The sequence below is a fragment of the Vibrio sp. 99-70-13A1 genome (genome assembly GCF_013114625.1).
GTDB lineage: Bacteria > Pseudomonadota > Gammaproteobacteria > Enterobacterales > Vibrionaceae > Vibrio.
This window is the reverse complement of sequence record NZ_VTXD01000055.1, coordinates 1-12,949: the sequence shown is the minus strand read 5'-3', so window position 1 is coordinate 12,949 and position 12,949 is coordinate 1. Positions and strand designations below refer to the sequence as shown.

13 protein-coding genes, 2 tRNA genes and 1 pseudogene are annotated in these 12,949 nt (G+C 40.1%); 11 read left to right on the top strand and 5 right to left on the bottom strand.

The window, feature by feature from the left end; genetic code table 11:
* The 7 genes and pseudogenes from F0226_RS22455 to F0226_RS21250 form a co-directional block, all read left to right on the top strand.
* Positions 1 to 189 (top strand): annotated as a pseudogene (locus F0226_RS22455) (hypothetical protein); the annotation flags it as partial.
* Positions 190 to 246: 57 nt separating this feature from the next.
* The gene (locus F0226_RS21275) at positions 247 to 564 is read left to right on the top strand and encodes a heavy metal-binding domain-containing protein (protein ID WP_171737512.1); all 318 of its coding nucleotides are present in this window, start codon (positions 247 to 249) and stop codon (positions 562 to 564) included.
* Between the two features lie 250 nt (positions 565 to 814).
* Positions 815 to 1,147, top strand: a complete 333-nt coding sequence (locus F0226_RS21270; protein ID WP_253820883.1) for a hypothetical protein — start codon at positions 815 to 817, stop codon at positions 1,145 to 1,147.
* Positions 1,148 to 1,296: 149 nt separating this feature from the next.
* Positions 1,297 to 1,653 carry a MerR family transcriptional regulator gene (locus F0226_RS21265; protein WP_171737510.1) on the top strand — a complete coding sequence of 119 codons (357 nt, stop codon included), beginning with the start codon at positions 1,297 to 1,299 and terminating at the stop codon, positions 1,651 to 1,653.
* Positions 1,654 to 1,710: 57 nt separating this feature from the next.
* Positions 1,711 to 2,088, top strand: coding sequence for a carboxymuconolactone decarboxylase family protein (locus tag F0226_RS21260; RefSeq protein WP_171737509.1), 378 nt, complete (start codon positions 1,711 to 1,713; stop codon positions 2,086 to 2,088).
* 421 nt (positions 2,089 to 2,509) lie between these two features.
* Complete coding sequence (locus tag F0226_RS21255) at positions 2,510 to 2,860, top strand: phosphotransferase (RefSeq protein WP_171737508.1); 351 nt, start codon at positions 2,510 to 2,512, stop codon at positions 2,858 to 2,860.
* Entirely contained in the window at positions 2,854 to 3,660 is an 807-nt protein-coding gene (locus F0226_RS21250; RefSeq protein WP_171737507.1) for an acyl-CoA thioester hydrolase/BAAT C-terminal domain-containing protein, read from the top strand. The genes F0226_RS21255 and F0226_RS21250 overlap by 7 nt, the downstream gene beginning before the upstream one ends.
* 98 nt (positions 3,661 to 3,758) lie before the next feature.
* Here F0226_RS21250 and F0226_RS21245 read toward each other — a convergent pair whose 3' ends face one another.
* The 4 genes from F0226_RS21245 to F0226_RS21230 all read right to left on the bottom strand — a co-directional run bounded on the left by F0226_RS21245 (position 3,759) and on the right by F0226_RS21230 (position 7,907).
* On the bottom strand, positions 3,759 to 4,787 hold the full coding sequence (locus F0226_RS21245) for a methionine synthase (RefSeq protein ID WP_171737506.1): 1,029 nt from the start codon (positions 4,785 to 4,787) through the stop codon (positions 3,759 to 3,761).
* Positions 4,788 to 4,816: 29 nt separating this feature from the next.
* The gene (locus F0226_RS21240) at positions 4,817 to 5,791 is read right to left on the bottom strand and encodes a DUF1852 domain-containing protein (RefSeq protein ID WP_171737505.1); all 975 of its coding nucleotides are present in this window, start codon (positions 5,789 to 5,791) and stop codon (positions 4,817 to 4,819) included.
* Positions 5,792 to 6,264: 473 nt separating this feature from the next.
* Entirely contained in the window at positions 6,265 to 7,269 is a 1,005-nt protein-coding gene (ltaE, locus tag F0226_RS21235; RefSeq protein ID WP_171737504.1) for a low-specificity L-threonine aldolase, read from the bottom strand.
* 119 nt (positions 7,270 to 7,388) lie between these two features.
* Positions 7,389 to 7,907, bottom strand: coding sequence for an NUDIX hydrolase (locus F0226_RS21230; RefSeq protein ID WP_171737503.1), 519 nt, complete (start codon positions 7,905 to 7,907; stop codon positions 7,389 to 7,391).
* A 296-nt stretch (positions 7,908 to 8,203) separates the two neighbouring features.
* Here F0226_RS21230 and F0226_RS21225 point away from each other — a divergent pair, with 296 nt between their 5' ends.
* The gene (locus F0226_RS21225) at positions 8,204 to 9,871 is read left to right on the top strand and encodes an ATPase RavA domain-containing protein (protein WP_171737502.1); all 1,668 of its coding nucleotides are present in this window, start codon (positions 8,204 to 8,206) and stop codon (positions 9,869 to 9,871) included.
* Between the two features lie 12 nt (positions 9,872 to 9,883).
* Complete coding sequence (gene viaA / locus F0226_RS21220; protein ID WP_171737501.1) at positions 9,884 to 11,329, top strand: ATPase RavA stimulator ViaA; 1,446 nt, start codon at positions 9,884 to 9,886, stop codon at positions 11,327 to 11,329.
* A 145-nt stretch (positions 11,330 to 11,474) separates the two neighbouring features.
* On the opposite strand, the gene F0226_RS21215 is transcribed toward viaA, so the two are convergent.
* On the bottom strand, positions 11,475 to 12,263 hold the full coding sequence (locus tag F0226_RS21215; protein ID WP_171737500.1) for a lipase: 789 nt from the start codon (positions 12,261 to 12,263) through the stop codon (positions 11,475 to 11,477).
* 292 nt (positions 12,264 to 12,555) lie between these two features.
* Here F0226_RS21215 and F0226_RS21210 point away from each other — a divergent pair.
* Together F0226_RS21210 and F0226_RS21205 are read left to right on the top strand one after the other, a co-directional pair.
* Positions 12,556 to 12,642: transfer RNA gene (locus F0226_RS21210), tRNA-Leu, on the top strand.
* Positions 12,643 to 12,742: 100 nt separating this feature from the next.
* Positions 12,743 to 12,816, top strand: a tRNA-Cys gene (locus F0226_RS21205).
* Positions 12,817 to 12,949: the final 133 nt, after the last annotated feature.

Below are 12,949 nucleotides of genomic sequence, written 5' to 3'. Positions count from 1 at the left end.
TGTATTTCATGTTTTTTACTTCTTGGCGGGAGCAAACTTCATGATTATCGCACCTTACTGTTTTTATGTTCAGAGGTGTCGCACTTCGTACTTGAATCCAAGCAATTTAACAAAGCGTTTAAGACGGATTCGCAACGCTTGGCATTTTCGGCTTACTTCGGTTTATGTGTTTATGTCACAATGGTTTAGGTAGGGTGGTAGCGTTGCTCACCACTTAACGCGGCGTTATGTTCTTGAGGGAAAATTATGATTTTTACTACTACAGAAAGTGTTCCCAATCGTGAGATTGAGGGAATTCTGGGTGTTGTAACTGGAAATGTTGTCCAAACAAAGCATGTTGGTCGAGACATTATGGCTGGTTTCAAAAGCATCGTTGGTGGAGAGCTAAAAGGCTATACGGAAATGCTTTCAGAGGCTCGGGACACGGCTATTGAGCGACTAGTTTCTGAAGCGACTGACTTAGGTGCAGACGCGGTAGTAGGTATTCGTTTCTCTACGAGTGCAATAATGGATGGCTCATCTGAGATTATGGCTTTCGGAACAGCGGTGAAGTTACGAACATAACAAGCAATTTAAGCAGACTGTCAACGCTTGGCATTCTCAACTCGGTTTAGCTTCAGTGATTTCGGTGGTAAATTTGAGTGTATTGGTGGCGTTGTCAGCTACTTAATTTGGCGTTATACGCCGCTAGCCAATGAGTGATAGATATATGATTTACAAATGGATTTGTGTTATTGGGTGTATAGCTCTCCTAATTTATAGTTGTAGCCGAAAACAAGAAATACAAAATGGCTGCTTTCAATCGTTCTCTATATTGGCAACCAAATATTTTGGAACAAGTGAGCCTCAGATATGGAAAATTATCGGAAAGAATGCGGGTGACGATTTCTTGCTAGATAATGAAATTTTGGGTTTTGTTGTAGACCGTGATTTTAGTTCTTACATGGAACCGCTTGCTGATAGAGAAGTGCTTAAGTTTACAGGTCGCGTATATAAGTTTTGGCCGAGTTGGCCAGAAAAACACCTTGGTGGTGGCCGTAAGAACATTCAATATGAAGTCCTTATTAACCATGGCAAGTATTTGGTTCTTGATGGAAGGTCTAGAAATAAACACATCCCATCACTTGAAAAACGCTGTGATTTTTAACGCACAGGCGTATAACAAGCAATTTAAGCAGACTGTCAACGCTTGGCATTTTCAACTCGGTTTAGCTTCAGTGATTTAGGCGGTAAGTTTGAGTGTATTGGTAGCGTTGTCAGCTACTTAATTGGGCGTTATGCCTCGGAGGCGAAATCATGAATATGAAGGAATTTTCAAGCTTGGTCGGCTTGTCGTCTCATACTCTTCGATATTATGAAAAAATAGGTTTGCTCAAAAATATCCAGCGAAATAAAAGTGGGCATCGAGTATATACTTCGAAAGATTTTGTGTGGATTGAATTTGTAAAGCGCCTAAAAGAAACGGCGATGCCTCTCGAAGAGATTTTGAAATATGCGCGACTAAGGGAGTCGGGGGTAGATTCGGTATTTCAGCGTCAGGTGTTGCTAGAGCAACACAGAGAAAGCTTGATAGCCCATATTGAGCAGCAACAGTCACACCTTGCCGCTTTAGAAGAAAAAATCAAACTGTACAATAATGGAGAAGTCCGTTGACTTAGAGTTAACTCTAACTTGTATGGTGTGCTTGTACTTATAAATAGGAGCATACCAATGGACAAATCACGTTTTGACACCGGTCTCGAATTATTAGCAAGTATTGATGGCGAAGCCGGAAATAATGTTATCGAAAGTTTACAGGATATTTGCCCGGATTTAGCAAGATATACAATCGAGTTTCCTTTCGGTGATATATATGCACGTGCAGGGTTGGATACAAAGTCGCGAGAAATTGCAACGGTTGCTGCATTAACAGCACTCGGAAATTGTGTGCCTCAACTTAAAGTTCATTTAAATGCAGCGCTTAACGTCGGCTGTAGTGAAGATGAAATCAAAGAAGTGATATTACAAATGTCAGTTTATGCAGGTTTTCCTGCCGCTTTAAATGGTATGTTTGCTTTTAAGGAAGTAATCACCGGGCGAAAGGCATAACAAACAATTTAACCTGACTTGCAACGCGTGGCATTTTTACTTCTAATCAGGTTTAGTGATTAAGGCGCATTGCAGAACCACCGTATTGCGTTGCTGCGCAAGTTAATTGGGCGTTATAAATATTTGAGGTTCAGCGAAAATGGACATGGAAAGTCTGTCAAAGTACTTGCTTCACACTTATGGTTTTAATGTAACTAGCATTGAGTCAATTGTGAGTATGAGTGAGCTCTATACTTTGGTTGGTTCAAATCATGGAACACGTCATATCTTGAAGCTTTATAAACAAAGCGATATGCCTCTTAGTCGGTTAAATACGATTACTCAGTTGCTGACATATTTATAGTCTAATGGCGTAAAAATTCCGCACCCAATAAAGGGGTTTTGTGGAGCCTATATCCATGATTTAGAAGGGAAATGTGCGGTGTTGTATAGCTATGCTAATGGGCAGCATTATTCAGAATTAAGTCATCATCAAAGTTTCCTTTTGGGGCGGGAGAGTGCACAAATTCATTTAAACGCTATCCATATTAATACGAAAGATTTACCTATAAAGAAAACAAAGGAATTATTGGTTAACCCGCTTGCTACTTTATCTATTGGTTACAGTGAGCGATACCACGAATTGCGATATATTCGTGGGTTAGCAAACGTTGCAGCCGACAAGTTATCCCATTTGTCACCTTACCAATCGGTCTGTCATGGCGATTATCATTGGGGGAATGTGTTCTTTGACAATGAGCGGATTACCGTATTTGACTTTGATTTTTGTTAAGAGTTATTGATGATCCCTCATTAGTCGGGACTTTATATTATTCTGAAGGTGAGACGCAGCAACCTGTTGTTGCGATATGGGGAGGTTCTGGCGGAGATGATTTTTCTGATAGGGCTGTGGTTAAGCAAAGTGTTGAAATGCTTGTGGAGAATGGATATGCGGTACTAGCCTTAACTTATTTTGATTTTGATCGTCAGTCAGGTGCCATCCCGAACGCGCTTTATCGAGTGCCACTTGAATACTTTGGTCATGCGTTTCGCTGGGTACAGAAGCAACCAGACCTAAAGAAAAATACAATAGCAGTTTATGGGGTGAGTCTAGGTGGTGAACTTGCTCTGCTGCTGGCAAGTAAATTTGAAATTATTGATCTAGTTGTCGCGGGTGTACCAAGCGCATATGCTTGGGGTTCTAATGATAGGAATCGAACAGAAAAAGATTGGATAGAATTGATGGAAACTGATCCTTGCCAAGCGGCATGGGCAGGAAAAGATATCCCGCATATCTGTAATCAATTATTAGTCAGCTATGAACCTTGGTATAGCGTTATTGAGAATAGTAAGTTGGTTGAAGGTGCTTTTATTCCCGTTGAAAGAAGTTCAGCCGCGATTTTATTGACTTCAGCCTCACATGATTATGTTTGGCCGTCGAAAGAGATGTCTGAGAGAATTATGTCTAGGCTTGAAGAAAAAGAATACAGCTTTCCTTTCAAACACCTTTCGTACCGGTCAACTCATGATGTGCATAGCCGTAGTTGGCCTGATATATTTGATTTTATCTCGCTTCATTATCCTGTGAATTAATAATTAAGTGACTTCTATATTTTGAGTTTTTTAATATGCCTGAGAGCCTATGTGGCTCTCAGGCATATGAGATTGGCGAGTGTGGGAAACAGTAAGAATTAAGCGGAGAGCTCGTTTCGAACTATTTCTGCTCCTGCACTTAATGCATTGAGCTTTGCAGCTGCAATAGAGCGAGGCAGGGGAGCCATACCGCAGTTAGTACAAGGGTATAGGTTTTCTGCATCTACAAATTGAAGGACATTTCGTAGGGTCTCTGCCACTTCTTCTGGTGTTTCAATTGTATTGGTGGCGACATCAATGGCACCGACCATGACTTTTTTGCCACGAATGAGTTCGAGTAGCTCAATTGGTACGTGCGAGTTGTGACATTCTAGCGAGATAATATCGATATTAGATTGTTGAAGTTTTGGAAACACTTCTTCGTATTGTCTCCATTCTGTCCCCAGAGTATTTTTCCAATCTGTATTCGCTTTGATACCGTAGCCATAACAAATATGAACGGCAGTTTCACACTTAAGTCCTTCAATTGCTCTTTCTAAGCAAGCAATTCCCCAGTCATTGACCTCATCGAAAAATACATTAAATGCAGGCTCATCAAATTGGATAATATCCACACCAGCGGCTTCTAATTCCTTTGCTTCTTGGTTTAAGATTTTGGCAAATTCCCAAGCTAATTTTTCGCGGCTCTTGTAATGATCGTCATAAAGCGTATCTATCATCGTCATAGGACCAGGTAGAGCCCACTTTATAGGTTGTTTCGTTTGCTTTCTTAAGAATTTTGCATCTTCAACAAATACAGATTTTTGGCGAGAAACAGGGCCTATCACGCTAGGAACACTCGCATCGTAGCGGTCACGGATCTTAACGGTTTTCCGTTTCTCAAAATCTACACCGTTAAGATGTTCAATGAAGGTAGTTACAAAATGTTGGCGGGTTTGTTCACCGTCGCTAACTATATCAATGCCAGCTTGCTGCTGCTCTTGTAACGATATTTTTAAAGCGTCGTGCTTTCCATCAGTTAACTCTTCGCCTTGTAATTTCCAAGGAGACCAAAGTGTTTCAGGTTGTGCAAGCCAAGACGGCTTAGGTAAGCTGCCAGCTGTTGAAGTCGGTAATAATGTTTTCATAATGAATGCTGCTATCGTTGAGTTAACTATTAGGCGTAATTAGCAGACCACTGCTCAAGAACCGTTTGGTAGGGTTTGATGAAGTGTTCTTCTGCAAACTTTCCTTGCTCGACTGCCAATTTGCCGCGCTCTTCTCGGTCATAAACAATTTGAGTTAATGAATGATCTAAGTTCTTCAAGTTTGGCTGGTAGCAATTTCCTGCAACAGCATTAGCGTTATAAATCTCAGGACGATAGATTTTTTGGAATGTCCCCATAGTGCTGATAGTACTGATAAGCTCTAGGTTAGAGTAGTCATTAAGCAAATCACCAAAGAAATAAAAAGCCAAAGGTGCAACACTATTTTGTGGCATGAAGTAGCGAACTTCTAGCCCCATTTTTTTGAAGTATTGTTCTGTTAAAGAAGATTCATTCGGTTGATATTCAAAGCCTAATACAGGGTGTTGGTTTTCTGTTCGGTAATATGTTTTATTATCTGAAACGCTCAAACAAATAACAGGTGGTTTTTTAAAACTCTCTTTATAAGTTTTCGAATTGACGAAATACTTAAATAGTTGCCCATGCAGAACGCCAAAGTCATCAGGGATACTAAATTTAGGTTGTTCTTTATTATGATCCAACAGCAATACACTGAAATCATAATCGCGAACATAAGAAGAAAAATTATTTCCAACAATACCTTCTATGCGTTCGTTGGTTTTATGATCAAGAATATTGGTTTTTAATACTTCAATAGAAGGGAATGTTTCACCACCTTCTTGAATGTCCATATCAACAGAAATGATTTCAAGTTCAACAGAGTAACGGTCGCCCTTAGGGTTGTCCCAACTAGCTAATGCATTGAAACTATTGTCAATCATCTTCAGAGCGTTTCTCAAGTTCTCTTTACGGCTCTCGCCTCTTGCTAAATTAGCAAAGTTCGTTGTGATGCGAGTATTGTCTGAAGGGTGGTAATTCTCATCAAGGCTAAGGCTCTTAATTGTAAAGTTGAAGTCATTATTCATAGTGAGCGGGTATCCTATTTCCTGATATAAAAGCTGAGTTTATTCCTGACTAATTCTGGGTGTTTTATTTTATTTTTAACTTCCCAGTCAGCCTGATTTAATCTTTATTATTAGCTCTGAATGTCGTAACTAAGAATTAATAATATTTGTGGTTATCAGGGCTGAAAGACTTTTATACGTGCTTACGCGAATGGTTAATAATGGTTTTAATTAACATTCAATATGAAAATAATTCATGTTTATTTTAGTTAGGTAAAATTTGAGGATTGAGCGGTACTAAATTGGACGAAATATTCGAAGTAATGGATGAGATGGCGAATGGTAGTTTGAAGCCTATAGAGAAACGTAAAGAGGAGATAAGGATCTTATTGGAATGATTCAGGCTGGTGGTCTTGGGATTAAACGATAAACGGTAAAAAGCATTCGCTAGAAGAAGTGTGACGTCTTGAGCCACACTTCTTATCTAGAATAAGCTAAAGTTTTTTAGCGAGTGAATCTAAAAATGTGGAAATATCTTCGGCAGTAATATCCCTATGAGTCACGAATCGAATTGGATTACTTGGTGTTATTGTGATGCCTTCTTCGCTTAACTCTTGCGAAATTCGTGAGATATCGACAGCTTCATCGAGTTTTGCAAAAACAATGTTGGTTTGAACAAAATCTGGATTAACAGAGAAGCCTTCTAATTGACTTAACCCAATCGCGAGTGTTTTAGCGTTTTCGTGGTCAACTTTAAGTTGCCCTACGTGATCCGTTAATGCGATTTTTCCTGCCGCAGCTAAGATGCCAGCTTGTCTCATACCGCCACCTAGCATCTTTCTTATTCGACGCGCTTTGGCAATGTACTCTTTACTACCAAGTAGCAAAGAACCTATAGGCGCACCTAGCCCTTTTGAAAGGCAGATAGTCATAGAGTCAAAGTGTTGTGCTATTTCACGTACTGGTACATCTAGAGCTGCGGCTGCGTTATAAACTCTAGCCCCATCTAAATGAAGTTGTAAATTGTGTTTGTCCACAAATTCCCTGGCTGCTGATAAATATGCAAGAGGTAACACTTTTCCATTTATTGTGTTTTCTAAGCTCAATAATTTTGTTCGGGCAAAATGAGAATCATCCGGTTTTATCGCATTTTCTAGCTTCTTGAAATCCAGACTTCCATCAGGGTTGTTTTCAATAGGCTGAGGCTGGATAGATCCAAGAACCGCGGCACCACCAGCTTCATATTTGTAGTTGTGAGCCTGCTGCCCACATAAGTATTCGTCACCACGTTCACAATGCGACATTAATGCTAGAAGGTTAGCTTGTGTGCCTGAGGACGTGAAAATAGCCGCTTCAAAACCAGTTTCGCCAGCAATCCAATGTTCTAATTCGTTGATCGTTGGATCGTCACCGTAGACATCGTCGCCAACATCTGCATTTGCCATTGCATCGCGCATGGCTTGGGTAAGTTTAGTTACAGTATCAGAACGAAAATCCATGAGTTGTCCTTATAGGCGTTATTGGAATTGACAAATAGTTAATTGGTTAAAGTGCTAATTGGTAAAAATCCAAATTAGATAAAAGCGTAAATTGGTAAAGATACTAATTAGCTAAAGCGTTAATTGATAAAACCACATAATTTAGCTTTGCTTAGGCAGGCAATGGTTTTGGTATCGGTTATCTGGTCGTCTCTTATTTTATTTTCAAGCTCATTAACCGATAGTTCTACAACTTCAATGATCTCATCGTCATCACAAGTAAACCTTGATGTATGAACTAAATTCGTTGCTACAAATAAATACTGAATTTCATCACAAAAACCAGCTAGTGGGGTCACTTGTCCAAGGCTACTAAATTGATCAGAGCTATAACCAGTCTCTTCTTCTAATTCTCTCTCTGCACACACTTGCGGTGTTTCACCTGGTTCCATCGTGCCAGCAGGAAGCTCCAGTAACCATTTTTTAAGAGAAGGACGGAATTGATTCACGAGAATTATATTTCCCTCGTTTGTGATTGGTAAAATCACAGCGGCACCAGGGTGATTGATCGTAGTATGTGAAATTGAAACGCCAGTGGGTAATTCGATGCTCTCTTCTACGAGAGATATGCTCTTCCATTGATGGATTACTTTATTCATTTATTGTGGTTATTTCCTAGCTAACTGCTCAAATCCATTCTTGAGCGAGACTGCTGCCACAATAGCGGTTATGTCAACATAGGAAAAGGATAAACGTTATTTAACCTATACTTGCATGCATACCGATTGTGATGTGACTCCCAAATGTGAAATCTATGATTACAATAAAAACAGGCATGTAACCTTCTGATATAAGTACAGCTCAAATATAAAATGCACTTGTAACAAAGTGCTAACAAATGTATAAAAACATATATACAGACTCAAATGCCATTAGTTCTTGGAGTAATACAACGATGAATCCATCCATCTCTTCCCACACAGACAAGGCGCTACTTTCAGAAAGAATAAATAAGTTAGCTGCTGCGTTGTCTGACGGTGTGTATGAAAGAGAAGATACTATCAAGTTATGTTTGTTGGCTGCGTTAGCGGGTGAGAGCGTTTTTTTGCTTGGTCCTCCCGGTATTGCAAAAAGTTTGATTGCGAAACGTTTGATCCAAGCTTTTGATAACAGTAGCTATTTTGAATATTTAATGACTCGCTTTTCAACACCTGAAGAAGTGTTCGGTCCCTTAAGCATACAAGAGCTCAAAGATAACGGGCGTTATGTTCGTTTAACAGATGGCTATCTTCCTACGGCTCAGGTTGTTTTCCTTGATGAAATTTGGAAAGCAGGTCCTGCAATTTTGAACACACTTTTAACCGTGGTGAATGAAAAAACCTTCAAAAATGGTAGCGAGATACAGCGCGTACCCATGCGCTTACTTGTCTCTGCGTCAAATGAATTACCGGATGAAGATAGTGGGCTGGATGCACTCTACGACCGAATGCTAGTTCGAATTTTCGTCAATCGAATTCAAAACAAGCAAAATTTCAAATCAATGCTGACCACAGGTACATCACAAGAAGCGGTTATCCCACCTGGTTTGGCTATTACAGATATTGAATACCATCAATGGCAGAAAGAGTTAGACACTCTAGAACTACCAGACAATAGCTTTAATAAGTTGTTTGAATTGAAAACCATGCTTGAGAGTAAAATCCAAAGCCAAGGTGTCGATATAGCGGAATCTGATCTTTACGTTTCAGATAGACGTTGGAAAAAAGCCGTTAAATTGCTTAAGGCGAGTGCGTTTTTCAGTGGACGAGACTCAGTCAACCCACTCGATATTATGCTGCTGCAGGATTGCTTGTGGAATAGCCCTGAATCTCGAGAAATTGTGCGCAATGTGGTCAAAGAGTTTGCCCTTAACCAAGCGTTTGATCAGCAAGAATCCAAACATCAAATTGAACTGTGTCGTGAAGAATTAGAAGATATCCAAGAAGAAGTTGAAACCAGTCTCTCTGTATCTCTATCGGTAGGCAGTACAACTTCGGGTTTATTACGTAAAGATAAAGATGTTTACCAACACGATATTAAAAACGCGAAAATGTATAACGTTGGCAGTGCTTATAACTTAGTAAAACTCGTATTACTTCAAAGCAATATGTCAGTGTCTGAATCTGAGAAGGGCGATAGCCGTTGGGTGTATGTAGCAAAAGATGATTTTGACCGAGTACTTAAAGAAGGGCATGGAGATATTTACGGTTATGTAAACCAGAATACCAACTTATGCCGTCTGAAAATGGATTTAGATGCTTCAAACCAACTGGTTATTAAAGACATCGCCAACCGTTCTGTTTTGGTGAGTGTGGTCACAACCGAAGGTTTAGATGAAGAGCGATACCAAACATGGCTAACTCGTGCAGAACAAGCTCTTAAAGAATTAACTGCCGCTGATTTCCACCTGAAGCGTGTACGTTCAGAATTCCATGGTGCACTACCACATAGTTTTATTGATCCTGAATTACCTAAGGCAATGGAAATCAGCTTGCAAAGTATCATGCAAGATTTAGATACGACCCAGGTGAAAAGTAGCAAGATCGTGCAACGTATAAAATTCATGAGCCAGTACTTTGAGTAAGGGGATCGTTTTATGTTAGGTGCAGACGGCTTAAACCTCGCTTTAATGCTGGCAGATTCAGGGATCATTGACACCGCTGTGAATGATCTTATGGCGCGGTCTCAGTTGATGATGGCGGCTGAAAATAAAGGTGTGAAATCTTCAGTGAAGAATCACCTTTTAAAGTGGCGAGGCAAAGTTAAAAAGCGTGTGACTAAAGTCTGTGAAACTGATCGTTTTAAAGAAGAACTGGCCTTATATCAAGAAGTAATTTATTGGAATGAAGACCAGTTTTTTGATGAGATTGATTCTGTAATCAAGAAGCTTGAGTGGCATTCGGCATTCTACCTACAAGCTCGTCGCTTAATTGAACAAAATAAAGGCGTAGATAACGCCATGTTCCCTCATTACTTTTGTGACCAGTGGTACCAGTACTTGTCTGATGCCATACAGCAAGCACAACTTACTGAGCTTGAAGCGAGTAAAGAAAAAGCTCTTGCTGATCTTTACCAGCGCATGGAAACCATGAAGAGCATGGATAAAGTGACAGAATCTGGTGATGAAGGCAGTGTCGGTCGCTTATGGGATATGGCCGCTGCAAAGTTAAGTAAAACTGATCTCACTGTGATGAAGCGACATGCTGAGTTCCTAACAAAGAATAAAGGCTTGCAAGATATTGCGGAACAGCTAGGTAGAATGGCTGGCATGGTCGATGACCCTTCTTTAAATAAAGCCCCAGTTGAAGAACTGCAGATGGTGGAAGAGAAGAGTGATGAAGCGGTAGATGATATTGTCGGGATTCATGAAAGTGATGATTTGAATAAAATGCTGCCCAATGAAACCATGTTTCTGGCTTATCCTGAACTTGAAGTGATTTTCTATAAACACCTAGCCGATAAACGTTTATTAAGTTACCGATCTCAAGGTAAATCTCGAACTCTACGCAAAGTGAAAGCTAAAAAGCCTGACAGTAAAGATATAGATGTAGAAAAGGGACCGTTTATCGTTTGTGTGGATGCATCAGGTTCGATGAGTGGCTTTCCTGAGCAATCAGCCAAAGCGATGGCTTATGCCTTAATGCAAATTGCGTTGGCAGAAGAACGTGATTGCTATGTCATTTTATTTTCATCTGAGCAAATTACGTATGAATTGACTCGTCAGGATGGTTTAAGAGAAGCCAGTGACTTCTTGAGCTACTCATTCCATGGCGGGACGGATTTAGAACCGGTATTAATGAAGTCTATCGATTTAATGATGGGCGATAAGTATAAAAATGCTGATCTGGTTGTATTGTCTGACTTCATTGCACCTAAACAATCTGATGAAATGATTGCTCAGGTAGAGAAATTAAAAGAGCACAAAAACCGTTTTCACGCAGTGAGTTTATCCAAATACGGAAACCCACAGCTTATGACTATGTTCGATCACTGCTGGGCTTATCATCCAAGCTTAGTGGGGCGTTTAATGAAAAAATGGTAGTGGTAACGCTATCATCCTATTTCATTTAATTAGCATCTAGGAACGCCCAATTTCTAGTTATCACTGATGGATTGTAACTAATCATTTGCTTCCTATTAATCAATGAGTCTTAATTTACTGGCTTGCTAGCTAATTGTTTTATTAGTTAGTGGTCATCAAAAAAGTCTTTGTTACGTATGTATTTACTCATTAAGTGATAAGAGAAAGGCCTAATTATCCAACTGATCAGCGAGCGCGCCAAACGGATTACAGTTGGGGTGTTTTCATAAATACGTCCATTGTATAGCCAAAGCATTTTCCCTACATGCCAATACAGTAAAGGCACCGGCGGCATAAAAGTCACGATGTCTATATCGCAACAAATCCGATAGGTTTTCCGATTCAAACCGTAATATTTTTTAAAGTTCCAATCTCCAATAGCGGGTTGCCCAAAAGTGACCACACGTTTAATACTTCTTGGGTATTTTTTGTCTAAGTAATCCGCAAATACACAGCCAATCGCTCCACCAGAAGAGTGACCGGTTATCGCAATACGCTTTCCTTGCTCTATAAACGGTATCAGAGTTGCTTCTAGCCTTTGAATGACGCTTAGCCCTAATTTATCCTCATTTCTTGAAGGCATGCTTTCTTGGAACAATAGATGATAAAACCCAGCATGGATCCGATACTTTAGTCCGATCTTTTTACAACTTCTGGTCCACAATAAAAAATTTAATAGCCAGTCGCTGATACCGTGAGAGCCCTTGATTACCACGACGACTTCTTTGCTATCGTTACTCCAAAGTACGCGGATCATGGTTTTGCCATGCATGTTGCGAATCACTCTTTGACCATTAGGGTCAAACCCATAGCGTGTTTGTTTAAAGACACGCGGGTAAGCGAGGTTGCAAAGAACGGCATAGCGTTCATATTGGTATCGTTTAAGAGGCTTCACATAACATTAAATTTGTGGAGAGTTATCCCAGTGTAGTTTTTAAGTGTGAATGAATAGTGACTGAGAGAGGAATTAGTTTAGAAGTATCGATGGATAAGAAAGTATTTGTCGGAAATTGTGCTACAAAAAACATCAAAGTGGCGCGAATTAACGCTTTTGGAATGATATTTAATCGATTGAATTAAAAAGGCAAAATTTAGTGTTGACCTGTGTGAGATATCGGTTAAAGTACGCCTCGTTCTCAGGCAGAAGCCAAAAGAATAGATGGTGTCACCATCGCTTTTAATGCGTTGCCCTGGTGGTGGAATTGGTAGACACAAGGGATTTAAAATCCCTCGGCGTTCGCGCTGTGCCGGTTCAAGTCCGGCCCGGGGCACCATCATAGTTTGTTTTTTTGAATTAAATTTTTAAATCTCAAACGCAGTGAGAGTCGCTCTCTTTAAAAGCGAAAACATGGTAATTCGTTATTGTGTTAAGAAGGCGCCTTGGCAGAGTGGCTATGCAGCGGATTGCAAATCCGTGGACCTCGGTTCGACTCCGGGAGGCGCCTCCAATCTCTTTAAGAGATATAGAATTATAAGATATGGCGAAAGCGGTATCGAAGATGGTGTCTAACCCGCTTGAAAAAGCACATTGGTTAGGAGCATCGCAACAAGTTTGCGTGCCCTGGTGGTGGAATTGGTAGA